This window comes from Acetobacter fabarum (assembly GCF_022483405.1).
Taxonomy (GTDB): domain Bacteria; phylum Pseudomonadota; class Alphaproteobacteria; order Acetobacterales; family Acetobacteraceae; genus Acetobacter; species Acetobacter fabarum.
In genome coordinates this window covers 721,548-744,875 of sequence record NZ_JAKVNI010000001.1, presented here as the reverse complement: position 1 = coordinate 744,875, position 23,328 = coordinate 721,548, and the positions used below count along the sequence as shown (strand labels likewise).

General features: G+C 56.6%; 25 protein-coding genes and 3 tRNA genes. 15 read left to right on the top strand and 13 right to left on the bottom strand.

Annotated features, from left to right (window positions below):
• The first annotated feature begins 6 nt into the window (after positions 1–6).
• Positions 7–192, top strand: coding sequence for a Trm112 family protein (locus tag LKE65_RS03710; protein WP_059024588.1), 186 nt, complete (start codon positions 7–9; stop codon positions 190–192).
• A gap of 34 nt (positions 193–226) precedes the next feature.
• Complete coding sequence (locus LKE65_RS03705; RefSeq protein ID WP_278740491.1) at positions 227–622, top strand: hypothetical protein; 396 nt, start codon at positions 227–229, stop codon at positions 620–622.
• Positions 623–631: 9 nt separating this feature from the next.
• Here LKE65_RS03705 and LKE65_RS03700 read toward each other — a convergent pair whose 3' ends face one another.
• The 4 genes from LKE65_RS03700 to LKE65_RS03685 all read right to left on the bottom strand — a co-directional run bounded on the left by LKE65_RS03700 (position 632) and on the right by LKE65_RS03685 (position 3,526).
• Positions 632–1,864 (bottom strand): multidrug effflux MFS transporter, encoded by a 1,233-nt coding sequence (locus LKE65_RS03700; RefSeq protein ID WP_278740490.1) that lies wholly within the window; start codon positions 1,862–1,864, stop codon positions 632–634.
• A 144-nt stretch (positions 1,865–2,008) separates the two neighbouring features.
• Positions 2,009–2,545: a Spy/CpxP family protein refolding chaperone gene (locus LKE65_RS03695; protein ID WP_233129171.1), complete on the bottom strand. Its 537-nt coding sequence runs from the start codon at positions 2,543–2,545 to the stop codon at positions 2,009–2,011.
• A 173-nt stretch (positions 2,546–2,718) separates the two neighbouring features.
• Positions 2,719–2,794, bottom strand: a tRNA-Ala gene (locus tag LKE65_RS03690).
• A 99-nt stretch (positions 2,795–2,893) separates the two neighbouring features.
• Positions 2,894–3,526 carry a Maf family protein gene (locus LKE65_RS03685; RefSeq protein WP_278740489.1) on the bottom strand — a complete coding sequence of 211 codons (633 nt, stop codon included), beginning with the start codon at positions 3,524–3,526 and terminating at the stop codon, positions 2,894–2,896.
• A 368-nt stretch (positions 3,527–3,894) separates the two neighbouring features.
• On the opposite strand from LKE65_RS03685, the gene hemE reads away from it, so the two are divergent.
• The 5 genes from hemE to LKE65_RS03660 all read left to right on the top strand — a co-directional run bounded on the left by hemE (position 3,895) and on the right by LKE65_RS03660 (position 7,096).
• Positions 3,895–4,974, top strand: a complete 1,080-nt coding sequence (gene hemE, locus LKE65_RS03680) for a uroporphyrinogen decarboxylase (RefSeq protein ID WP_095349494.1) — start codon at positions 3,895–3,897, stop codon at positions 4,972–4,974.
• Positions 4,974–5,666, top strand: a complete 693-nt coding sequence (locus LKE65_RS03675; protein WP_095349493.1) for an HAD family hydrolase — start codon at positions 4,974–4,976, stop codon at positions 5,664–5,666. Before hemE ends, LKE65_RS03675 begins: the two co-directional genes overlap by 1 nt.
• On the top strand, positions 5,666–6,118 hold the full coding sequence (gene hemJ / locus LKE65_RS03670) for a protoporphyrinogen oxidase HemJ (protein WP_278740487.1): 453 nt from the start codon (positions 5,666–5,668) through the stop codon (positions 6,116–6,118). The genes LKE65_RS03675 and hemJ overlap by 1 nt, the downstream gene beginning before the upstream one ends.
• A gap of 247 nt (positions 6,119–6,365) precedes the next feature.
• On the top strand, positions 6,366–6,950 hold the full coding sequence (locus tag LKE65_RS03665) for a TIGR00730 family Rossman fold protein (protein ID WP_086646509.1): 585 nt from the start codon (positions 6,366–6,368) through the stop codon (positions 6,948–6,950).
• Between the two features lie 69 nt (positions 6,951–7,019).
• Positions 7,020–7,096: transfer RNA gene (locus LKE65_RS03660), tRNA-Pro, on the top strand.
• A gap of 217 nt (positions 7,097–7,313) precedes the next feature.
• Here LKE65_RS03660 and LKE65_RS03655 read toward each other — a convergent pair.
• Positions 7,314–7,763: a hypothetical protein gene (locus LKE65_RS03655; RefSeq protein ID WP_086646510.1), complete on the bottom strand. Its 450-nt coding sequence runs from the start codon at positions 7,761–7,763 to the stop codon at positions 7,314–7,316.
• 223 nt (positions 7,764–7,986) lie between these two features.
• Entirely contained in the window at positions 7,987–8,166 is a 180-nt protein-coding gene (locus LKE65_RS13520) for a hypothetical protein (protein ID WP_408744024.1), read from the bottom strand.
• Between the two features lie 10 nt (positions 8,167–8,176).
• Here LKE65_RS13520 and LKE65_RS13515 point away from each other — a divergent pair, with 10 nt between their 5' ends.
• A complete protein-coding gene (locus tag LKE65_RS13515) occupies positions 8,177–8,419 on the top strand; it encodes a hypothetical protein (protein ID WP_408744023.1) in 243 nt (80 codons plus the stop codon).
• Between the two features lie 314 nt (positions 8,420–8,733).
• Here the strand turns inward: LKE65_RS13515 and LKE65_RS03645 are convergent, their stop codons facing one another.
• Positions 8,734–9,198 (bottom strand): methylated-DNA--[protein]-cysteine S-methyltransferase, encoded by a 465-nt coding sequence (locus LKE65_RS03645; protein ID WP_086646512.1) that lies wholly within the window; start codon positions 9,196–9,198, stop codon positions 8,734–8,736.
• Between the two features lie 180 nt (positions 9,199–9,378).
• Here LKE65_RS03645 and mnmE point away from each other — a divergent pair, with 180 nt between their 5' ends.
• From mnmE to LKE65_RS03610, 7 genes are all read left to right on the top strand, one after another.
• On the top strand, positions 9,379–10,698 hold the full coding sequence (mnmE, locus tag LKE65_RS03640; RefSeq protein WP_278740483.1) for a tRNA uridine-5-carboxymethylaminomethyl(34) synthesis GTPase MnmE: 1,320 nt from the start codon (positions 9,379–9,381) through the stop codon (positions 10,696–10,698).
• 21 nt (positions 10,699–10,719) lie between these two features.
• Positions 10,720–12,600, top strand: a complete 1,881-nt coding sequence (gene mnmG / locus LKE65_RS03635) for a tRNA uridine-5-carboxymethylaminomethyl(34) synthesis enzyme MnmG (RefSeq protein WP_278740482.1) — start codon at positions 10,720–10,722, stop codon at positions 12,598–12,600.
• Positions 12,590–13,186, top strand: a complete 597-nt coding sequence (rsmG, locus tag LKE65_RS03630; protein WP_165925737.1) for a 16S rRNA (guanine(527)-N(7))-methyltransferase RsmG — start codon at positions 12,590–12,592, stop codon at positions 13,184–13,186. The genes mnmG and rsmG overlap by 11 nt, the downstream gene beginning before the upstream one ends.
• Complete coding sequence (locus LKE65_RS03625; protein WP_086646516.1) at positions 13,173–13,964, top strand: ParA family protein; 792 nt, start codon at positions 13,173–13,175, stop codon at positions 13,962–13,964. Before rsmG ends, LKE65_RS03625 begins: the two co-directional genes overlap by 14 nt.
• Entirely contained in the window at positions 13,961–14,872 is a 912-nt protein-coding gene (locus LKE65_RS03620) for a ParB/RepB/Spo0J family partition protein (RefSeq protein ID WP_278740479.1), read from the top strand. Before LKE65_RS03625 ends, LKE65_RS03620 begins: the two co-directional genes overlap by 4 nt.
• A 67-nt stretch (positions 14,873–14,939) precedes the next feature.
• A tRNA-Lys gene (locus tag LKE65_RS03615) sits at positions 14,940–15,015 on the top strand.
• A 922-nt stretch (positions 15,016–15,937) separates the two neighbouring features.
• Positions 15,938–16,948 carry an integrase family protein gene (locus tag LKE65_RS03610; RefSeq protein WP_278740478.1) on the top strand — a complete coding sequence of 337 codons (1,011 nt, stop codon included), beginning with the start codon at positions 15,938–15,940 and terminating at the stop codon, positions 16,946–16,948.
• 51 nt (positions 16,949–16,999) lie between these two features.
• Here LKE65_RS03610 and LKE65_RS03605 read toward each other — a convergent pair whose 3' ends face one another.
• The 6 genes from LKE65_RS03605 to LKE65_RS03580 form a co-directional block, all read right to left on the bottom strand.
• On the bottom strand, positions 17,000–18,613 hold the full coding sequence (locus LKE65_RS03605) for an ISL3 family transposase (protein ID WP_075624942.1): 1,614 nt from the start codon (positions 18,611–18,613) through the stop codon (positions 17,000–17,002).
• Between the two features lie 164 nt (positions 18,614–18,777).
• Positions 18,778–19,557: an IS21-like element helper ATPase IstB gene (istB, locus tag LKE65_RS03600; protein WP_025437151.1), complete on the bottom strand. Its 780-nt coding sequence runs from the start codon at positions 19,555–19,557 to the stop codon at positions 18,778–18,780.
• Entirely contained in the window at positions 19,547–21,070 is a 1,524-nt protein-coding gene (istA, locus tag LKE65_RS03595; protein WP_165926476.1) for an IS21 family transposase, read from the bottom strand. Before istA ends, istB begins: the two co-directional genes overlap by 11 nt.
• Before the next feature lie 180 nt (positions 21,071–21,250).
• Positions 21,251–21,556 carry a DUF1330 domain-containing protein gene (locus LKE65_RS03590; RefSeq protein ID WP_185706178.1) on the bottom strand — a complete coding sequence of 102 codons (306 nt, stop codon included), beginning with the start codon at positions 21,554–21,556 and terminating at the stop codon, positions 21,251–21,253.
• 11 nt (positions 21,557–21,567) lie between these two features.
• The gene (locus LKE65_RS03585) at positions 21,568–22,248 is read right to left on the bottom strand and encodes a type 1 glutamine amidotransferase domain-containing protein (protein WP_185706176.1); all 681 of its coding nucleotides are present in this window, start codon (positions 22,246–22,248) and stop codon (positions 21,568–21,570) included.
• A gap of 46 nt (positions 22,249–22,294) precedes the next feature.
• Positions 22,295–23,320 carry an NADP-dependent oxidoreductase gene (locus LKE65_RS03580; protein ID WP_185706174.1) on the bottom strand — a complete coding sequence of 342 codons (1,026 nt, stop codon included), beginning with the start codon at positions 23,318–23,320 and terminating at the stop codon, positions 22,295–22,297.
• Positions 23,321–23,328 lie beyond the last annotated feature (8 nt).

The following is a 23,328-nucleotide window of genomic DNA, read 5'->3' as shown; positions in this document are numbered from 1 at the left end:
CGTTTTATGTCCGATACAGCACCGCTTGATCCGCGCCTTCTGTCCATTCTGGTCTGCCCCGTGACCAAAGGCCCACTGGTTTTTAACGCGCAGACCAATGAACTGATCAGCGAAAAAGCCGGACTGGCCTTTCCTATCCTTGATGGCATTCCCGTTATGCTGCCCGATGAAGCCCGCCGTATTGAAGGCTGACTGACGTTTTTTTCCCTCTGCCTCGGATTTGCCCATGCTTCTGGGAAAAAAAAACAGTGCTTGTTTTAGGAGGCTGCTCCTGCTCGCTCCATTGCTGGCAGGCTGCCACCATCTGATCGAGGGGGATGATATTGATCTTCCCCCCGAACGCCCCGGCCGTTTTTTACCCGAGGCCGCACCGGCAGAGGCACGGGCCGCACAAAGAGATGTCGAACGGCAGGAAAAGCTGGATGCAGCCCAGCGGGCCGCAGGCATAAAAAAACCGGATACGCCCCCCAAACCCGAAGACCACTACGAAGTTCTGCCACCCATGTATGATGGAGGTGGCTCTGCTGGCCCAATGCTTACGGAAGATGGCCATACCATTACGCCTCAGGCGCAGGCTATTTACGGCAGGCCGGACAACGGGCAGGTACAAAAATCCAAATAACGCGGGGCGTTAATGCTCTGCATCATACAGGTGGGATGTTCTGCGCCGCAGAAGATCCCCTATGGCCATACCCATAACGCCGGTCATCATGCCTATGGCGGTTGGTATGGCGCCCCCTCCGGGCAGCAGGCCAACCAGCACACTGCTCAGCGAGCCAAAGCTGTACTGCATGGTCCCCAGCAGGGCAGACGCACTCCCCGCATGATGCCCATGGCGGGAAAAGGACATGACCGTGCCATTGGGGCCAATAAACCCCAAAGCTCCGGTTAGTCCCACAATAAAGACACAGGTCAGCCATGGGTGACCAACCCCGACCACACCCGCCAAGGCCAGAGCCACAAAGGCGCACCCCAGCACAAAGGCCCACAGAATAGCCCCATCCAATAAGGCAGGCATGGATACACGATGTATCAAACGCCCGTTGACCTGAGTGCCCAGAATAAAAGCTGCCGCATTGGCACCAAAGAAAAGCCCGAACGCCCCGGGCGAAAAATGCAACCTCTGCTCAAACAGAACAGGGGCACTCCCCAGATAGGCGAACATGACAAAAGTGGAAAATGTTGTGATCAGGGCATTGGAAAAAAAGACAGGCTCACGCAAAATACCCTGATAGCGCCATAAAATTTCCACTGGGCGGAAACGGATACGCCTCTCGACCGCCAGCGTATCGGGCAGCATAAGCAGCACACCCATAATGGCCGCAACCGCGTAGAGTGTTCCAATCCAGAACATCCAACGCCAGTCACCAATTTTTAAAACAAGGCTCCCCAGCCCCGGAGCAAGAACAGGCATGACACCAAAAACCAGTGTCAGTTGCGCCATAATATGTGCGCCTTTTTTGCCTGTTGCCACATCCCGCACAATCGCACGCGGAATAACCGCGCAGGCAGACCCACCAAACGCACCAATAAAACGCAACACACAGAACAGGTGGTAATTACTGACCAGCGCACACCCCGCAGAAGCAAGTGCATACACCCCCAGCCCCACAACCAGTGGCCCCTTGCGCCCGAACCGATCAGACAGAGGGCCCTGAGAAAACTGGCCCAGCGCCAGCCCCAAAAACCACGCCCCCAGCGTAAACTGTGCAGACCCGGCCCCACCTCCCAAATCGTGCTCAACCGATGGAAAAGCGGGCAGATACATATCTGTCGCTAATGGCCCAATGGCCGTGACCAGCCCCAGAAGGAAAATAAGCCTGAATGGAAAAGAGGATAACGGGGCCGTGGGAGAAGATGTCATCTCGTGAATTACCGGAGAAAGAATGGGTCTTTTTTTCTCCCGTCACTCCGCTTTTGTCCACCACCTAAAACCGGGCATCTCCTGCTCGGGCAGCGTATCTTACCAAAAAGGCTGCCGGACGAACCGGCAGCCCCTGAATCTGGCTTACTCTGCCTTGCCACTCTGGGCAGGCTTGGGAGGCGGCGGCGGCATTTTGCCACCACATTCGGGGTGATGACCGGGCGGATGGTCAGGCTGCTCGGCAATCTGCTTGAGCTGCTGGCTGGTCAGAATATCATGAATCTGGGCTTCAACCTGGAGCTTATGCAGGGCATGCTGCGTATGCAACGCGCTTATCTGCTGTTCCAGATCCTGCAATTTGGCCTGATCAACCGGGCCTGGTGTTGTCAGCACGGTGCGGATCCGTTCCTGCAGGGCATGCGCCTGCTCCATACCTGCCTTGGGGTCTTCCGGCCGGTTGGCATCGAGCACAGCCTTGATCTTCTTTTTCTGCTCGGCGGTCAGTTTGATCCCGTCCAGCCTAAGAATGTGCCCACCCGGCCCGTGGTGCATGCCACCACATTCCGGCGGAGGGGGAGGAGCCCCGACTGGAGGAGCGGCTTCTTCCGCCCGCACCGCAGACCCGGAAAAAGCTGCAAGGCCCATAACCAGTGTTGTTGCCAGCAATGCTCTTTTCATCATTCAGCCTTCGTCTTCATGAATACCAAGCTACAAGGCGATACACCCTGCCTGTGAGGAACAGTGGCACCCGGATATGTCTGAAAAAAGGCATTGCACCCAAAACGCATACAAAGCAGCAGAGCCGCTTGAAGCGGCTGCCGGAGGATTATACTATTTTGAGGATTTTAAAGAACTGGTGGAGCCAAGCGGAATCGAACCGCCGACCTCTTGAATGCCATTCAAGCGCTCTCCCAACTGAGCTATGGCCCCACTGTTCTGTCACACACTGCCCTGTTCTGTTTTGCAACAGTCCTGCGGTGCGTGTTGAGCCTCTTACAACCTACTTAAAATGCTGACAAGCCCTAATTTTTAATCTGGGAGCACTTTCATCTCACGCAGTGCCGCAACAAGGGGGAGGAGCGGCAAACCCTGAATGGCAAAAGCATCTCCTTCTATTGCAGCAAACAACTGTATGCCCGGACCTTCCAGCCGGTAAGAGCCAACACAGCCAAGGCAGGCCTCTCCCTCCAGTGCCAGATACTGTTCCACAAATGCATGTGAAAAGGTACGCATGCTCAACTTTGGGCAGGCAACATGCCGCCAGAGAATATGCCCATTCCGGCACAGCACGACCGCAGTATGTAAGGTGTGTGTTTTTCCCCTCAGCTCAAGCAACTGCTGGCGGGCCCCTGCCAGTCCCCCCGGCTTGTCATACCATGTGCCATCACAGCTCAGCATCTGATCCGCCCCGATCACAAGCCGATCGGTTTTTTGAATCGAAAGCGCTTTTGCTTCAGCAAGCCGAAGGGCTACCGTATCGGCAGACCAGTTCTGCTGTAAGCCTTCGTGCTTGATATGTGCCTCATCCACATCAGAAACTTCAACATCAAAGGCCAGTCCGGCATTTTCCAGAATACGCCGCCTGGCAGCAGAACCACTGGCCAGAAGCAGTTTGTCCGCTCTGTTCTGTATTAGAGTCGGCGTTAGTACTAAATCAGTCACGGAAGCGAGTCTCTTTCAGGTACTGGTGAAAAATGGGGCTGTGAGTACTTCCCTTAGTACCGGGGTACATGTGGATTGTACGGAGTTCAGAACATGGCCGTACCGAGTACCGGGCACAACCTGCAACTCTCATGAACCGGTGAGTTGTACACAGGGGTGGCTGGATGTTTTCTGGATAACTCCAAAAAGCCTTTATTTTGCAAGGGTCTTCAATCTGTACACAGTGTGGGAAAGATGGGGTACATTTTTGGAATGCCGGGTACCCCGTTATCAACAGTACCCTTATATCTCATCAAATCTTTTTCTTTCTTTTTTTATAGGAAGAGGGGCGTGGACAGCGCGGACAAAGACGTGCAGGACTTCTGCTCATGACAACGCAAACACACATTCCCGCCGCCAAACGTCTGCTCAGAACTCTGAACGGGGAGGCACTGTGGCCCCCTCCGATGTGGTTGATGCGCCAGGCTGGCAGGTTTCTGCCTGAATTCCGCGCCATGCGGGCACAGGCGGATTTTCTGACCCGTTGCATGACCCCTGATATTGCAACGGAGCTGACCTTACAGCCTATCCGCCGCTTTGGCATGGATGGGGCAATCCTGTTCTCGGATATTCTGATCCTGCCATGGGCTATGGGTCAGTCCCTTGAATTTGTGGAAGGCACAGGCCCGGTTCTTGGCGCTATCCGCTCCGAACAGGACCTTAATGCACTGGACCCTGCCCGCATTGCAGAGGCAACCGCCCCTGTGCTGGAAACCCTGTCCCGCCTGCGCAAGGCTGTGGATGGGCCAGAAAGCATTGGGGTTGCCAAACCTGGTGCAACCACGTTGCTCGGCTTTACGGGCGCTCCATTTACCGTGGCCTGTTATATGGTTGAAGGTCGTGGCTCGCGCGAGTTTTCTGTAACGCGGAACATGGCTTTTTCTGAACCTGCACTTTTTGACCGGCTTATGGCCCTGCTGACCGAGACAACAGCAACCTATCTTTGCGCCCAGATTGAAGCCGGGGCAGAAGCCGTTATGCTGTTTGATTCATGGGCCGGGCTTTTGCCTCCTTCGGAATTTCGCCGTCACGTTATCCAGCCTAGCCGGCAGATCGTGCAGACCATCAAGGCCCGTTACCCGCACGTCAAAGTTGTTGGGTTCCCACGCCTTGCTGGTGTGATGGCCGCAGAATACGCGCGTGAGACGGGTGTGGATGTTCTTGCACTCGATACCGGGGCCGATATGGCAACCGTGCGCAATATGGTGCCAGACACTTTGGGCCTACAGGGTAATCTGGACCCGGTTGCCGTGCTGGCCGGGGGGGAAGCCATGCGGCGTGAAGCCCTGCAGGTGCGTGAAGCCGGGCGGGGGCGTGCCCATGTGTTTAACCTAGGCCACGGTGTTCTGCCGCAAACGCCTGTGGAGCATGTGGCTGATCTTGTTCAAACCGTGCGGGAAACGCCCTGATGACTCTGGCTCTCTCTCAGGTTTTTCGCGGGCCGCTTAAACTGGTCATTTTTGACTGTGATGGTGTGCTGGTTGATAGCGAGGAAACCTGTTGCCGCCTGTGTGCGCAGGCGGCGCGGGAGGCCGGATGGAACGTGCCCGATGCTCTGGCTGTGCAGACATTTTCTGGCATGTCCCTGGCGACCATTCAGCCCATGATCGAGCGCAATGCAGGCAAAAAGCTTGGCGCTGAGTGGGAGCCAACAATGCAGCAGCGCTTTGTTGCCGCCATGAAGGAAGGCGTGGAACCAGTTAGCGGTGTGCACGCCATGCTTGATGCTGTGCAAAAGCTGGGTGTTCCCGTGCGTGTTGCGTCCAATTCCTCCTGCGAGGAAATGGACGTAAAGTTTGAAAAAACCAGCCTTTCCCCTTATTTTGATGGGCGTATTCATTCTGCGCGGGATATGGGCGTGCCCAAGCCCAGACCCGATGTGTATCTGAAAGCAGCCGAGGCAGAAGGTGTTCTGCCGTGCGAATGCGTGGTGCTTGAAGATAGTGACCCCGGTGCTAAGGCAGCAGTTGATGCAGGTATGGCCTGCGTTATGCTCCGTGCACCGGAAAAAGCACTTCCGGATTGGAAAGGGGTCGAAAGAATAGAGAAATTATCTGATTTCCCGCATATTCTTTCCGAACTGATCAAGGTTGCATCATAATGGTTTTTGACGTGCTTCTTCCCTGGGTCAGGTGGTTTGTCGCGTTTCACATCATGTCTGTCATGGCATGGATGGCGGGGTTGTTTTATTTGCCCCGGCTGTTTGTGTATCACTGTCAGGTCAAGGCCGGGACTGCGGAAAGCACGCGGTTCAAAACCATGGAGCGCCGGTTGATCAAGGCCATTATGGTGCCGGCCATGTGCTCCAGTCTGCTCTTTGGTGTCTTGCTGGTTTTAACACCCGGCTCGGTGGATTGGGGAGCTGGCTGGTGGCATTTAAAATTGCTGTGTGTGCTGCTTATGTTCGGTTTTCAGGGCCTGTGTGGTCGTTGGTACCGTGGGTTTGCACAGGATAATAACCAGCATTCGGAAAAGTTTTACAGACTGGCCAATGAAGTGCCAACCGTGCTGATGATGGTTGTCGTGATTATGGTTGTTGTTAGGCCATTTTGAAAAATATGATATAATATAAAAGTATTTCGTATATTATATCATGCAGCGTACTACCATTACTCTGCTCTTTTTGTGCGGGGTAATGGCTTTGACTTTCCTGCAAAAGACACAGATTTGCGTTTTATGTAAATCCTTGTAACCTGACATCAAGGTTTAAAAACCTATGGCAAAAACATGGATTATTTTTTGCCCATATGTTTGAATTGCTAAAATTTACAAAAATACAATATCGGGGAGAAGGCGTAATATGTCCTTAACTGTGCGTTCAGTTGCGGTGTTTTGTGGCTCCCGCATGGGGGATAAACCTGTTTATCGCCAGACAGCGGAACTGGCTGGTAAAACATTGGCCGAAAAAAACATCCGACTGATTTATGGCGGTGGTGCCAACGGGCTCATGGGCGTGGTGGCCGATGCCGTTATTAAATCCGGCGGGGCGGTAACGGGGGTTATCCCCGAGTTTTTGAAAACCCGTGAACGGATGCATGATCAGGTTTCCGAGCTGATTGTGACGGACTCCATGCATGCCCGCAAACAGATCATGTTTGCGCAGGCCGATGCATTCTGGATTCTTCCGGGCGGATTTGGCACATTTGATGAGACAATGGAAATTCTGACCTGGAAGCAGCTTGGCCAGCACAAAAAGCCTATTCTGCTGGTTAATGTGGACGGCTGGGGCGATGCCATGGTCGCCATGCTGGATACAGCAGTTAGTCAGGGGTTTGCCTCGGCAGAAGCGCGCGCACTGTTTCAGGTCGTGCCGGATATATCGGCCGCTCTGGCGTGTTCTGTTGTATCTGATCAGGTGCATGATCTGCCTATGTCTGCCCTGTAAACCAGAGGGCTCATGCATTTCCTCTCTTGCTTATAAAGCAAGAGAGATGTATAGCGCATTCAGCCATAACGGAGTGTAGCTCAGTCTGGTAGAGCACTGTGTTCGGGACGCAGGGGCCGGAGGTTCGAATCCTCTCACTCCGACCATGGCTTTTCTGGAAAAATCAGTTTTCCTTGCAGGGTGCTTTTAGGCACTCTGTTTTTGCATGCCAAGAGTATGCAACACCTGCAAAATCCAACGCATATAATATGCAGACAGCGTATTCCTTTGTCCCATCATTTATAAAAATTATTGTTGTATTCAATAAAAAACCCCTCACGCTATCCAGAAGCGTGAGGGGTTTTTATGTGGCAAAAGTTCTGTTCAGGCCCGTTTGGCGACTGCTGTGTAATGGCTGTCCACAAGGGTATTGGCTGCAAACAGGGAGGGATGATGTGCATCCTGCATCTGCCCGACCAGAAGGTTTTCCCACCGGCGCATATCGGCCTGTCGGTCAGCCTGAATACCTTTGTTCAGCTCCTCAAACTGCAATGCGGCAAAAGAACCGAGCACAATGCTGGACACAAAAGCCGCACTGGCAACCAGACCGGGGAGTGAGAGCGCATAGTCGGACCATTGCTCGGACTCCGGCAGGGATTGCCACAAGAACCGCGACAGGGCGGAATTATCTGTAAAATCCTGCCAGTGCACGGCCAAACCGGCATGGAAGACAGAAAATTTAAGTCCGCATGTCATAAAAATAAACGTGGAGCAGATAGCAAGGCTCAGGGCTGCGAGCCAGAGCGAGACGAATGTTGCTTTTTTCCATGCCATGTTGTCCGGCCTCCTAATTTGGGTTTGTTAGGGGGCAAAAGCGGAACGGTGTATAAAGACACCGCGCTTCCTCCGTTGTTTAAAACGTATATCAGGTATTCAATATATGCAAGGTAAATCGTGCAGGAGAGGCTCTTCTGGCATACTGAAAAAGATGGAATCCTGTGCTGGAAAGCCTTCCAGATCATGCCCATTATTAGAACATGATTTTTTTGTCTCCTGATCAGCAGACAAGAGTGGGGGCGTAGGAATGAAGCAGACACATACGGTAAAAATAGGTCTTCTGGCTTTGCTGCTGGCGGGGGTTCATCTTTCTTTCGGTCATGCCTATGCGCAGCATGGGGGGCATTTTGGCGGTGGCCCCGGTGGTGGTCATTTTGGCGGGCCGGGTGGTGGCTGGCATGGGGGTGGCCATGGCGGCTGGGGCGGCGGTTGGCGTGGCCCTGGTGGATGGGACAGAGGCCCCGGCTGGGGCGGTGGCTGGGGTGGCTATTACGGAGGCGGCTGGGGGTGGGGATACCCCTATTTTTATGGTGGTTATGGGGGATATGGCGGTTGGAACCCGTATTGGGGCAACCCCTACTGGAGCCCTTACTGGGCGGGTTGGGGCTGGGGATGGTCCATGCCATATGCTTATGGCCGCACGGCTGATGTAGAAACATATAGCGGATCATATGCACCGCCAGAGCAGGTTCCTCCACAACCCGTGCCAGAGGGAACGCCACCACAGCAGGCAACGGGGCAGAGCTACTACGCGCCGCCATCCTATTATGCCAGTCCGGATTATGGGCAATATCCGGCAACACAAAGCATGCCCCCGCCCAGCCAGAATGTGGAGGGGAGTGATGGAACTGCGATGTTCAATTGTAAAAGTGGTTATTTTTACAACAACTTAACGCAAAACTGCGATAAGCGCTAAGGCCAGAGCCACAGGTTGCTACGCGGGAGCATTGGCAACCTGTGGGGCTGTTCAGGCCCGTTGCGGGAGTTCCACCCCTTCAAGTTCAAGTAGCCAGACCTTGTCATCCACGCCACCATCGCCCGAATATCCACCAAGCCCATTGCGTGCCAGCACGCGATGGCACGGGATAAGAATGGGAATAGGGTTGCGCCCAACAGCCTGCCCTACAGACTGGGGGCTGCCGCCAGCCTTTTGTGCCAGCTCGCCATAGGTTGTGGTCGTTCCTGTGGGTATGGTCTGCAAAACGGCCCAGATTTTTTTCTGGTATGGTGTGCCATAGGGTTCGAGCGGAAAGGGGAAGGCGCCTAGGGCCGACGGGTCATCAAACCACTGGTCCAGCCAGTCCCGTGCCTGGCAGAGGAGTGGTGTTTCGGTCTGGTCCCGTCCCCAGCCCCAATCCAGGGAAATGATTTTTCCATCTTCTTCAGACAGGGTAAGTGGTCCCAGGGGAGAGTGGAGGGAAAGCTGAGGCATGGGTCTGGCACTTTCTGAATAACAACAGAGTGGACGGAGCAAAAGCGGGCACGGTGTGGTGCTGCTGCGAGCACATTCCATATAGGCCGCTTTTTATCATTTTTTAAATCTACGTTTGCGGACAAAACTGCACTAAAAACACGGTGTTGTCTTGAACAAAACAGTAAGGAACACAGTACGGTGGGATATCAGGGGGAAGACACTATTTTTGCTGTGTCTACAGGTGTAGAGCGCGCGGCTATTGCTGTTATGCGTGTGAGCGGCAAAGGGAGTGCGGATCTTCTGGTAAAGCTCTGTGGTGTGTTGCCTCCACCACGCAAGGCGGTTTTACGCCGCATATGGCGGCAGGCGGATGTGCAGGACACCCTGTTGGACGAAGCCCTTGTCCTGTGGTTTCCCGGCCCCAAAAGCTATACGGGGGAGGATGGGTTTGAGCTGCACCTGCATGCGGGGCCTGCCATAATTCAGGCTGTGGCCCATGCTCTGGTGGATGCAGGGGCACGTCCTGCGGAGCCGGGTGAATTTACGCGCAGGGCTTTTACCAATGGCCGGATGGATCTGGTAGAGGCCGAGGGCATAGCCGATCTGGTGGCCGCGGAAACCGAAAGCCAGCGCAGGCAGGCACTGGCGCAGGCCGATGGCGCACTGAGCCGTGTTTATGAGGGATGGTCAGAGCGGCTGAAAAAGCTTCTGGCTTTTCAGGAAGCCCTGATAGACTTCCCTGACGAGGATATCCCCCCCGAAGTGGAGGAGGAAATCCGATCAGGAATCCGCCAGCTTATTGAGCAGATGCAGCAGCATATTGCTGATGGGCAGCGTGGGGAGCGTATTCGGCGTGGGGTGGTTTTTGCCATTACAGGCCCACCCAATGCAGGTAAGTCCAGTTTGTTAAACTGGCTGGCAGAACGGGATGCCGCCATTGTTTCCCCCATTGCAGGGACCACGCGGGACGCGCTGGAAATTGTGGGTAGTCTGGCGGGGATCAAGGTCACGTTTGTTGATACTGCTGGCCTGCGTGAAACCGAGGATGAAATAGAGGCCGAAGGTGTGCGTCGTGCTTTGTTTCACGTGAAACAGGCCGACTGTGTTGTGCAGATGTTTGCAGCCCCCGACGTGCCACAAAGTGTATTCCCCGGCGCGCTTGTGGTTGGGAACAAGCTTGACTTGGCCGACCTTCCGGCAGAGGTAGAGGGCGTTGGTGTTATTCCTGTCAGCCTGAAAACAGGCGAGGGGCTGGATGCGCTACGCCAGATTCTGGAGCAGAAGGTACTGGCGCTAACCGCATCGTCCACAGGGATGCCGTTGTTAACCCGGGCCCGCCATAGCGCAGGCGTGCAGGATGCCTGCGCCAGTCTGGAAGAAGCACTCCGGCAGGAATGGCTCGAAGTGCGGGGTGAGGAACTCAGGCTGGCCATGCGGGCTCTGGGGCGGTTAACAGGACATGTAGGGGTTGAGGAACTGCTGGATGCCATTTTTGGGCAGTTCTGTATTGGCAAATAAGGGCATGGTGCAGGCGTGGTGATGATGGAGTCTTACGATGTGATTGTGGTTGGCGGTGGTCACGCCGGGTGCGAGGCAGCCGCCGCAGCCGCCCGGTGTGGAGCCAGAACGCTCCTGCTGACGCATAACAAACACACGGTTGGTGCCATGTCCTGCAACCCGGCAATCGGGGGCATAGGCAAGGGCCATCTGGTGCGGGAAATTGACGCACTGGATGGGCTTATGGGCCGCGCGGCTGACCGGGCTGGTATTCATTTCAAACTGCTTAATCGCTCCAAGGGGCCAGCCGTGCAGGGGCCGCGTGCGCAGGCGGACCGTATGCTGTACCGTCAGGCCATACAGGACCTGCTCGCCCAGACACCGGGGTTGGATATTGTGGAAGGCGCTGTGGCCGATCTGCTGTGCCAGAACGATGGACGCGTCTGTGGTGTTGTGTGCGAAGATGGCAGGCAATGGCAGGCCGGTGCGGTTGTGCTTACAACCGGTACGTTCCTGGATGGGGTTATCCATATCGGGCATCAGTCCCAGCCAGCAGGGCGTATAGGGGAGCAGCCGGCAAAAGCTCTTGCACAACGCCTGCGGGGTATGAACCTGCGCATGGGGCGCCTGAAAACCGGTACACCGGCAAGGCTTGAACGCAGCAGCATAGACTGGTCCGCTCTGGCTGAAGACAAAGGGGACGTTGTTCCCGAACCTTTCAGCCGCATGACGCAGGCTATTACCAACCCGCAAATGGTGTGCGGCATTACCGCGACTACACAGAAAACGCACGAGATCATTCGTGAACATCTGCACCTGTCCGCGGTCTATGGGGGAGGGATTTCGGGCCGTGGGCCAAGATACTGCCCGTCGATTGAAGATAAAGTCGTGCGGTTTGCGGATAAGACAAGCCACCAGATTTTTCTCGAACCCGAAGCTCTGCCCGAGCATGAGGGGGGCAATCTGGTTTACCCCAACGGTATTTCCACCAGCCTGCCTGCCCATGTGCAGGATGCCATGATTCACTCCATTCCCGGCCTGGAACACGCGGTGATCGCGCAGTACGGATACGCAGTGGAGTATGATTATGTTGACCCGCGCGAGCTCACAACATCGCTTGAGCTACGCCAATGCCCCGGCCTGTTTCTGGCAGGGCAGATTAACGGAACAACCGGGTATGAGGAGGCCGGGGCACAGGGCCTGCTGGCCGGGGTTAATGCCGCCTGGTGTGCCGGTGGGCAGGTAGGTGTGAGTCTGGACCGTGGCAAGGCCTATATTGGTGTTATGGTGGATGACCTGACAACGCAGGGGGTGAGCGAACCCTATCGTATGTTCACATCCCGGGCCGAATACAGGCTGACCCTGCGGGCAGATAATGCCGACATCCGTCTGACTCAGCTCGGCGTGGAGTGGGGGTGTGTTGGTGCCCAGCGGCAGGCAGCTTTTGCGCACGAACTGGCTCAGATCAATGCCGTAACGGCGCAGGCCGAAGCCGAAGGCTGGCAGCCACAGCAGCTTGCCAGTGTGGGCATGAAGGTTGCGCAGGATGGCCGACGCAGGAGCTTGCTGGAAGTTCTGGGCTATGGGGCCGATCCATCGATTGTAGAGCAGATTGCTCCATGGTTTTTGCAGGTGCCGGAACGGGTGCGCCAGTATGTGACCACGCAGGCGCGCTATAGTGGGTACCTGACCCGCCAGAACAGGGAAATCAAGCAACTGGAAGCTGAAACGGAAATCCGTTTTCCGCCGAAGCTGGATTTTGCCAGCATTGGTGGGCTGAGCACGGAAATGAAGGAAAGGCTGGAGCAGGCGAAACCAGAAAGCTTTAGTGCTGCACAGCGTATTCCCGGAATGACACCGTCGGCACTTATGGCAATTCTGGCCTATTTGCGCAAAGGGCAGGAGCAGGTGCATGTTGGCTGAGTACGAGACTGTTTCACGTGAAACAGAAGAACGTCTGCACGCCTATATGGCTGTGCTCAAAAAGTGGAATGAGCGGATCAACCTTGTCTCCCCCAAGGATATGGATAACCTGTGGGAGCGGCATATTCTGGATAGTCTCCAGCTTGTACCTTTGGTAAAAGGGCGCGAGCGATTTGTGGATATGGGGTCAGGTGGTGGTTTTCCCGGTATTGTGCTGGGTATAGCGGCCAATATTCCGGGGGTGCTGATCGAATCCGATCAGCGTAAATCCGCGTTTTTGCGTGAAGCCGCCAGAATAACGGGTGCCCCCCTTACTGTCCTGCCCTGCCGGCTGGATAGTGCTGAGGTTGCTCCCGCACCAGTGGTTACGGCGCGTGCGCTGGCCCCGCTGGACAAATTGTTAACATGGGCGCGTCCATTACTGGAGCCCGGTGGTGTTGGTCTGTTTCTGAAGGGACGGCAGGCCGAGCAGGAAATTGAGGAGGCAGCCAGGACCTGGCGGTTTGATGTCCGGTCATGGCCCAGCAAAACAAGCCCCGATGGTGTTATTCTGGAAGTGAGTAATTTTAATCGTGCAGAAGGCTAAAAAAAACCGAAAAGACTGCTGCATTCTTGCAGTAGCAAACCAGAAAGGCGGCGTGGGCAAAACAACCACCGCCATCAATCTGGCCGCAGCTTTGGCAGCCGATGGCGCTCGCGTTGTGCTTCTGGATCTGGACCCGCAGGGCAATGCCTCTACCGGTGTTGGTGTCAGCTATGATGCCAGAAAAGGTGGCGCTTATGCTCTGCTCATGCACGAAAAATCTGCGCAGGATCTTTTGCAGCCAACCGAGATTGATAACCTGTCGGTTATCGCAGCCAACACGGAACTGGTCGGGGCGGAGATCGAGCTGGTTGAAACGCAAGGCCGCGAATACAGGCTGCGCGAGGCACTGGAGCCACTGGCCCAGCAGGTGGACTATATTATCATAGACTGCCCCCCAAGCCTTGGCCTGCTGACCCTGAATGCTCTGGTTGCAGCCCACGGCGTGCTGGCCCCCTTGCAGTGCGAATTTTTTGCGCTCGAAGGCTTGGGGCATCTGGTCAAAACCATTGGGCATGTGACCAAAAACCTGAACCCCGGTCTTAAGGTCGCAGGCATTGTGCTGACCATGTATGACAAACGGAATAATCTGTCCGAACTGGTCGCAGCAGACGCACGCAGCTTTTTTGGCGATGATGTGCTTGAAACCCTTATCCCGAGGAATATCCGCATTTCCGAAGCGCAGAGCCACGGTCTGCCCGTCATGACCTACGACCCCCGCGCAACTGGAGCCACGGCCTATCAGGCGCTTGCCGCCGAAATCATGAGGAGAACGGCATGAGCGCGCCACCACGGAGCAAAGCTGCCGCCCGCCCAAAACTGGGCCGGGGGCTTGCCGCATTACTGGGGGATGCCGCCGGGGCGGGCATGAGTTCAAAAGGGAATGAATCTGAATACAAGGGTGGTGCTGTGAGCGTTCTTCCGGTTGAAGCCCTTGTTGCCGGGCCATTCCAGCCTCGGCAGATTATGGAACCGGCCGCCCTTGAGGAACTGGCAGCCTCCATTCGCGAGCGGGGTATTTTGCAGCCTATTCTGGTACGCCCGGACCCGGGCAAAAAAGGCCAGTACCAGATTATTGCCGGTGAGCGCCGGTGGCGGGCCGCTCAGTTGGCCCAGTGCCACGAAGTGCCCGTGCATGTGCGTGACCTGAGCGAAGCCGATGCCATGGCCGCGGCACTGGTGGAAAACCTCCAGCGTACGGACCTGAACCCGGTGGAAGAAGCCGAAGGCTTTAACCGCCTGATGGACGATTACAGCCTGACGCAGGAAGACCTTGCCAGAGCCATTGGCAAGTCCCGCCCCCATGTTGCCAACACGTTGCGCCTGCTCAAGCTGCCTGATGCCGTTCGGGCGGAGCTTAAAAAAGGCACGCTGTCTGCGGGTCATGCCCGGGCATTGCTGGCGCACCCCAACCCTGTGGCTGCTGCGGCCGAAGTTATTGCCCGTGGTTTGTCAGTTCGCCAGACTGAAGCATTGGTGCAGAAGGCATTGGAGCAGCAGGCCGGTAAGCCGGTGGTGAAGGAAAAAAAGACCCAGAACCCGGAAATCGCAGCCCTTGAGCGTGATCTTGCCAGCCGGTTGGGGCTCAAAGTGGCCGTTAATTTTGATGGACGCAAAGGGGGCTCTCTGGAAATCCATTATAAAAGCCTCGATCAGCTGGATACTGTGCTGGCTTTGTTAAAATCCTGAATTTTCAGGCTTGTGCTTATCAAAAAGGGGTGGTAAAAGACCCCCACTTCAGCCCAATGGGCTGTAAGGGTGCATAGCTCAGTTGGTAGAGCAGCTGACTCTTAATCAGCGGGTCCAAGGTTCGAGTCCTTGTGCACCCACCAAATTTTCCTAAATTTTGGTGGTTCAGATGTCAGGCTGGAAAAATAGTCCAGCCTGCCGGAGTCTCTTCGGAATCATTTGAAACTGTTTTTTCAAGCTGACCCGGCGCAAGCTTTATTCCGTTGCCGGCGTGTTCTCAGCACCAAGGCTGGGGCTTCTTCCTCTCTTTTCCAAAAATCTGTCTGTTTTTGTGATTCTATGACCCAAAGGCTATCCGTGCGTTGAGCATATGATGTGCCACCAGACACAGCCTTGGTTATGTGTTTGCTGCATTGTGCGGAAGAATGGAGGTGGGTTCTTATCAAGGAAGAACTCCTGCCTGAGGTCACGCGCCCTCCGTATGGCCATGTTTTTTATTACGGCGAACTAGGCAGAAAAAAAGCCGTGCAAAATGAAAAGGCAAACTGGCTGGACTACGGTAAGCGCCGTTCTTTTAGGGCGGCCCATGCACAGCCATAACGTGTATGGGGAAGGCACTATGCGTGGCTACTTCAGGCAATCTAGGGGGATTGGCCGAATGACTGCACAAGAAGTGCTCATCGTAGATAAAGGCAATGCGATCAGCTGCACGTAACACGGTGGATGATCGGAGTATTTATGAATATCATAAGGGAAGTAAACAATGCGGCAGGATGAACATTTTTGGTATTCATCCAAGCTCCAGAATTTTTCAGGAAAACCTGGAGCGGGCGATGGGATTCGAACCCACGACCCCAACCTTGGCAAAATTGAGAAGGCCCTACGCTAGACTAGCCAAAAACACTATAACATGCTATAAAACATATAGATGTTTCATATCTCTCCGCCGAACTTAACCGTCTCATCCCCAATTTTTTCCGCTCATTTGCTGACAATATGCTGACAATAGCCGCTCGATGGATTATTGTCAGCAAAGATCGCAACTGGAGGCAAGAGGAGGGTCATATGCCGAAGCTCACCAAGCGGGCGCTCGAAGCGATGGTCCCGCCCGCGAAAGGAAAGCAGGCAATCCTGTGGGACAGCGAACTGCGCGGCTTCGGCGTGCGTATGCTGCCCTCGGGACTGCAAACCTTCGTGCTGAATTATCGAAATGCGGCCAATAAGGAACGCCGCATCAACCTTGGCCGCTTCGGGGTGATGACCGTCGAGCAGGCCCGTGATCAGGCGAGGATCAAGCTGGGCGCGATCGCAGCCGGTGAAGACCCTGCCGAACCCGACGAGAACCCCCACCAGCAAGCAACGGTGTCCGCGCTGTGTGACTGGTATCTCACGGAGGCCGAGGCAGGCCGCATCCTGGGCCGCCGCAATCGGCCGATCAAGAAATCGACGCTCGCCATGGACAAGAGCCGGATCGAAACGCACATCAAGCCGCTTCTGGGCGACCGCCTCGCGCACACCCTGAAGGTGGCCGACATCGAGGGGATGCAGTCCGATATCGTCGACGGCAAGACCGCCAAGCCGAGAGGAGAAGGCCGCGGCGGCGTCACGACAGGCGGCCCCGGCGTTGCCTCCCGTGCTGTCGGAACCCTCCAGAGCATCCTTAGCCATGCCGCCCGCCTCGACAAGCTCGAAAGCCATCCGAGCCGTGGAGCCCGCAAGCTGGCCGCGAACAAGAAGAAGCGTCGTCTGAGCGTGGCCGAGATCAAGAAGCTGGGCGCGGCGATGCGACACGCGGAACGCAACGGCGAAAGCCCTGTGGCCCTTGCGATCGTGCGGTTCCTGGCCCTGACGGGCTTCCGCATCTCCGAAGGCCAAGGCCTGCAACGGCCGTGGCTCTATGCCGATGCGGGTTATGTGGCCTTCCCCGACACCAAGGGGGATGCTCAGATCCGGGCGATCGGCCCGTCCGCTGCGAAACTGGCCGCCAGCCAACCTGTACGAGGCAAGGGCCTCTACATCTTCCCATCCGACATCACCGACGGGCATTTCACGGCGGCCAAAGGCTGTCTGTGTTGATTTTCACTGAGAACTGGGTTCTTCCGCACTTTTCGTGATGATGTTTTTTGATTATGCGGGCTGAAGGACACGCGCCCTGAGGAGTTCGAAGCCTGCTCTTCCGAACATGGTTCGCTTGATCATTTTCAGTCGGCTGATCTGTCCTTCAACCGGGCTGGTTGTCCAAGGTGTGACAAGAGACGCTTCAATGGCAGCCGCATCCCGTTCAAGCGCGGGAATCAGACGTGACAGCAGCGTCGTCTTTCCTTCTTCCAGCAGAGCCTTCAGATCGCCTCCCGTGCAGGTGTCACCCCTTTTACAGAGCAGGGTCTGCATTTTCCTGAGCCAGCAGAGTGTGACGGCAAGGTGCGGTTCAGCTTCCAGAAGGGCAGGAACCAGCAGTCCCTCCTGTCCGGCAGATAACGGATCCTCTGCGAGGAGAAGCCGCGCAAGTCTGCGTCCCCGAGGTGCAACGACATGCGCGGAAGGAACGGGTTTCGCGGAACATCCCTGTCGCGTCGCCACCCATTTCCAGACGGTGCCATATTGTCCTGCAAAGCCCTGCTCCAGGAGTTCCCGCCATAGCTGACGACTATTGCGACATCCTTCGGACCATCTCTTTTCCAGGTGGGCTGCGTAAGGCACGAGTATGCTGCGTAGCGGAACCGTCCTTTTCCATGGTGGTGCATGGCCCCGCTGAAACCAGCGCCGCACGGTTTTTCTCTCTACCCCGATCGTTGTGGCGATAGCCTGAATGCTGTGTCCCTCTGCTTTCAGGGCAAGAGCTTCCTTGAAAAGAATATCACGTCGTTCCCCAGAGGCTGACCTGACGACCGCCTGCGCCTCTTCTGGATGCGCTCTGATTGTTTCAGATATTTTGCTTACTGCCGTTGATACGTTCAGCTGTCGTGTCAGGGTCCTCACTGTTGTCGTAAAACGGTCCAGAATGCTGACAAAAGCGTCTGACAGGTTCTTCAGCAGATGCCAGCGGTCTGTCACCTGAAGAGCGGATGGTGCGCCTCTGCGGCATCCGTCTGCATAAGCACCGGCACGGTCTCTGGCAATGATTTCAATACCGGGATGGACCTGCAGCCATCGGGCAAGGGTATCAGCGTCCCGATCTGGCAGGAGGTCAATGACATCATTTTTCTCAAGATCAACCACAATCGTTCCATAGTGATGTCCCCGCCGCCATGCCCAGTCATCCACCCCCACCACACGTGTACGGGCCATGCCTTTTGTGGTGTTCTGCGCACGTGAGAGAAGACGGCGGACAAGAGTATCGGCGCTGATGGGGCAACACAGGCGCACGGTCATTCGTGCTCCAGCGGAACCGCCCAGGGTATGGGCGATATAATAATGAAGATCGGCAAGACGTGTGGTCTGTCTGCCATGACGCACGGTTATCCCCTCAAGGGGCATGACAAACGTCCGACGTGGACAAAGCATCGTCTGGCAGAAAAAGCGCGGCACAGAAACGATCAGCGTGGCTGGACGGCCCTGCCATGGAAGATCCGCGAGTTTTCTCTGATAGAAACTGTGAATGCGTCGTGTCGGGCACTGACAGTCCGGACACACTGCACTCCGCTTTCGCAGACTGACTTCGATCTCCACTCTGTTGTCCAGTGCAACAACACGACGAACGACGAGGGAACGGGGAAGATCAAGAGACCGAAGGCGTGACACTGGGGAATATCCATGAAAGTGAACGACTTTCTGGATTTCCCAGTTCCGGAACCTAAGTACAAGATACCCATCACGAAAAGTGCGGAAGAACCGAGAACTGACCCGGGTTTTTCATCAGGAATTGACCCAGCCAGATGGTATTTCAGGCACAGTCGGGCGGGCGGTCAAGAAGAGGATCTGTCCTTTCTGTTTTTTGACGCGGCGGTGCTGGCGCGGAACCTGTAGCTGTCATTTCCTGTCTCGAGGATATGACAGTGATGGGTCAGCCGATCGAGGAGCGCCGTTGTCATCTTCGGGTCACCAAAGACGTCTCCCCATTCACTGAAGCTCAGATTGGTTGTGATGATGACACTGGTGCGCTCGTAGAGGCGGCTGAGCAGATGGAACAGCAGGGCGCCCCCAGACGCACTGAAGGGGAGATAACCGAGTTCATCAAGGATCACGAGATCCAGACGGAGCAGCCTGTCGGCAATCTGCCCGGCCCGGTTGGCGGTCTTTTCCTGTTCGAGCGCATTGACCAGGTCGACCGTTGACCAGAAGCGCGCCTTCTTGCGGTGATGGGTGATCGCCTGGATGGCCAGCGCGGTCGCCAGGTGGGTTTTCCCGGTTCCCGGACCGCCGATCAGCACGACATTTTCAGCACGCTCGATGAAGTCCCCGCTATGGAGCTGGCGGATCATGGGCTCGTTGACCTGCGTATCGGCAAAGGAGAACCCGGACAGGTCCTTGTAGGCGGGGAACCGGGCGGTCTTTGTCTGGTAGGCGATGGAGCGCACTTCGCGTTCGGCCAGTTCCGCCTTCAGGAGTTGTGAGAGGATGGGGATGGCCGCCTCGAAGGCAGGTGCCCCCTGCTCGATGAGGTCGGCCGTGGCCTGGGACATGCCATACATCCGCAATCCACGGAGCATGACCACAAGTGAAGCAGCCGCAGGATCATGACGCATGGCGGCTGTCCCTTCGCAGGATGTCATACCGCCCTGTATCGGCGCACGGTTCGTGTTCGAGCACCAGGGCCTGTGGGGCATCGAGCCGGGGAACCACGGTTCTCTTGGCATCGATCAGGCGATGAAGCGTATTGAGAACATGGGTCTTGGTCGCCACGCCGTCTTCAAGTGCCAGTTCAACCGCGCAGAGGACAGCCTGCTCATCATGCTGCAGCACAAGGGCCAGGATTTCAGCCATTTCCCGGTCGCCTCCAGGCCGCCTGAGCAGTTGATCCTGCAGGGTCCGGAAGGCGGCTGGCAATTCGGTAAACGGCGCGCCATTGCGTAGGGCGCCCGGTTTGCGCTGGATGACCGCCAGATAATGCCGCCAGTCATACACCGTGCGGCCTGGCACACCATGCGAACGCGTGATGATCCGGTCATGCACGCACAGAACCTGCCCTTCGGCGATAATGCGCAGCTTGTCGGGATAAACCCGCAGGCTGACCGGACGATTGGCAAAGGAGGCCGGCACGCTGTAGCGGTTGCCATCGAACTGGATCAGGCAGGTTGGTGAGACGCGCTTGGTCTGTTCGACAAACCCGTCAAAGGGACGCCCCGGCACCATGAGGTGAGGACGCTCGCTAGCATGGACCTCGGCGATGCTCCGGGCCAGTTCGATATGCTGCAGCCGTTCCCAGCAGTCCAGGCAGCGGGCTTCCAGCCAGGCATTCAGCGCCCCCAGATCAGGAAAGGCAGGCAGATCCTGCCAGATCTGGCGCCGGGCATCCTGCACGGTCTTCTCGATCTGCCCTTTCTCCCATCCGGCTGCCGGATTGCAGAAGGTCGTCTCGAACAGGTAATGGCTGGCCAGGGCCATGAAGCGCAGATTGACCTGACGTGCCTTGCCAGAGCCAATCCGGTCCACAGCGGTCTTCATGTTATCAAAAATACCCCGCCGTGGCACGCCACCGAGCACGCGGAAGGCCTCGGTCAGCGCATCAAAAAGCATCTCGTGGGTCTGCAGGGGATAGGCCCTGAGTATGAAGGCCCGGCTGAAGGACAGTTTGGTGTGGGCAACCTGCAGCTTGACGCGACGGCCGGCAATGACCGCCCAGTCCTCGCCCCAGTCGAACTGGAAGGCTTCCCCAGGCTGGAAGCACAGGGGCACAAAAACACCCCGACCCGTTGTCTGGCGTGCCTGGTGCTGTTCGTGTTTCCACTGCCGGATGAAAGCGGCCACCCGTCCGTAGGATCCATCATAACCCAGTGCCACAAGGTCTTCATGCAGTCGTCGCGCCGTGCGCCGATTCTTGCGGGGGCGAGCGGCTTCCAGGACCAGCCATCCCCTCAGCCTGTCAGCAAACGGGTCCAGTCGGCTGGGACGTTCGGGGACCTGGAACCGCGGTTCAATACTCTGTGCCCGGAGATATTTCCGGATCGTATTGCGTGACAGTCCCGTCCGGCGTTCGATCTCGCGGATCGGAAGATGATCCCGGCAGTGCCACCGGCGGATCACACTCAGAAGCTCCATGTCAATCACTCCAAAAACCCCCCAGCAGATGATGCCGGGGAGTGTGAAGGCATGGGTCAAATCTCGATGAAAATTTCCGCCCTACCCGGGTCAGTTCTCAGTGAAAATCAACAGGGATGAACCAGACAGCTGCGCAGCGCCCTTGACGGCGCGCGCGAACTGCTTGGTATGATCCGCCCGTCAGATGGCTGCTTCCGTATCTGTTCCCTCGATAAAGAAAGCGCGGCTTTGCGTTCCGCGGAGGCGGTGCGGAAGCGCTTCGCGGTAGGTAGGGCTGTTGTACCAGGCCCGTGCCGCTTCCATGGACGGGAAGCGCAGGATCACTGCGCCTTCGATCGATTCGCCTTCCAGCACCTCGAACGCACCATAGAAGGCAAGTGGCGTCAGATCGTGGCCCTCACGAGCGGCGGGTGCCTTTTGCTTGTATAGTTCCAGTTCTCCGGCATCGACTGTGCGATCGCGGATTATGACAGCATATGCAGACATGTTTTCTTCCTTCAGGCGAGCAGTTCGAGCAGAGCATGCGCGGCTGCATTGGAGGACGCAGGATTCTGACCGGTCACCAGCAGCCCATCCCTCTGGATATGGGACTGCCAATCTGGGCCCTTGCTGTAATGGCCACCGCTGGCCTTGAGCATATCCTCCACAAGGAAAGGCACGACGTTGGTCAATCCAACGGCTTCTTCTTCACTGTTGCTGAAGCCGGTGACGGCCTTGCCATTGACGAGCGGCGTGCCATCGGCATTCCTTACATCGCGGAGCACTCCCGGCGCATGACACACCAGGCCGACAGGCTTGCTCGCGCTGAACGCATCCTCGATCAGCGTGATCGAATGGGGGTCGTTAGCCAGATCCCAAAGCGGCCCATGGCCACCCGGATAGAAGATCGCGTCGAAATCTGTGATCGAGACATCGGACAGCTTTTTCGTATTCGAGAGCACCGCCTTGGCTGTGGCGTCGGCCTCGAACCGGCGGGTTGTGTCGGTCTGGAAGTCCGTCTCGTTACTTTTCGGATCGAGAGGCGGCTGCCCGCCCTTCGGGGAAGCCAAAGTGACTTCAGCGCCTGCATCGACGAACGCATAATAAGGCGCGGCCAATTCTTCCAACCAGAAGCCGGTCTTCTTGCCCGTGTCTCCGAGTTGATCGTGAGAGGTGAGAACCACAAGGATATGAGTCATGAGATAAGCCTCTGGAAGCGAGTTGATGTAAGGTGGCTCGAAGTGTTCAGATGTCGCTCACGCGGACCACGACCTTTCCGAAATTTTTGCCTGAGAGCAGGTTCAGAAACGCCTGCGGTGCGTTCCCGATGCCATCTACAAAGTCCTCACGCAGCTTGACTTTGTCCTGCGCCACCCAATTGCTCATGTCGGAAAGAAAGGGGCCGAAACCCTCCGCCCAATGATCGGTGATGATGAAGCCCTGGACGCGCCAGCGTTTCATGAGGATCTGCATCATCAGGCGTGGCGCCTGGTTCGGTCCGGGAGGAAGCGCCGAATAATCATTATAGTGTGCGATCAATCCGCACACCGGGATGCGCGCACCGATATTTAGCCGGGGCAGGACGGCATCGAACACCGCGCCCCCGACATTCTCGAAGTAGATGTCGATGCCATTGCCCGTCGCGGCGGCGAGCTGGTCCGCGAAATCGGGCGCACGGTGATCGATGCAAGCATCGAACCCCAGCGTGTCGACCGCGTAGCGGCACTTGTCCGCGCCGCCCGCAACGCCGACGACGTGCGCGCCTTTGATCCTACCGATCTGCCCAACCACGGAACCGACGGCGCCGGTCGCGGATGCAACGACCAGCGTTTCGCCGGGGCTGGGTTCACCGATCTTCAGCAGGCCATGATAGGCGGTGAAGCCGGGCATGCCGAGCAGGCTGAGCGCGTAGGAGGGGTGGGTGACGCGCGCGTCGAGCCGGGTGATGTCGCGACCGTCCGAGATGGCATGGCTTTGCCAGCCGGTGTCGCCCACCACGAGGTCGCCTTCCTTATAGTCTGGATGACGCGAGACCTCGACGCGGCTCACGGCGCCCCCGACCATGACCGCTCCCACCTCGACGGGAGGCGCGTAGGACGGCGCATCGCTCATGCGGCCGCGCATATAGGGATCGAGGGACAAATAGATCGTGCGGAGCAGGACCTGTCCCTCACCGGGCTTCGGGACAGGCTGTTCATCGAGCCGGAAGTCGGAGAGTTGCGGAGCGCCCGTCGGGCGCTTGTCGAGCAGGATTCGATGTTGCGTGGTCATGACGATGC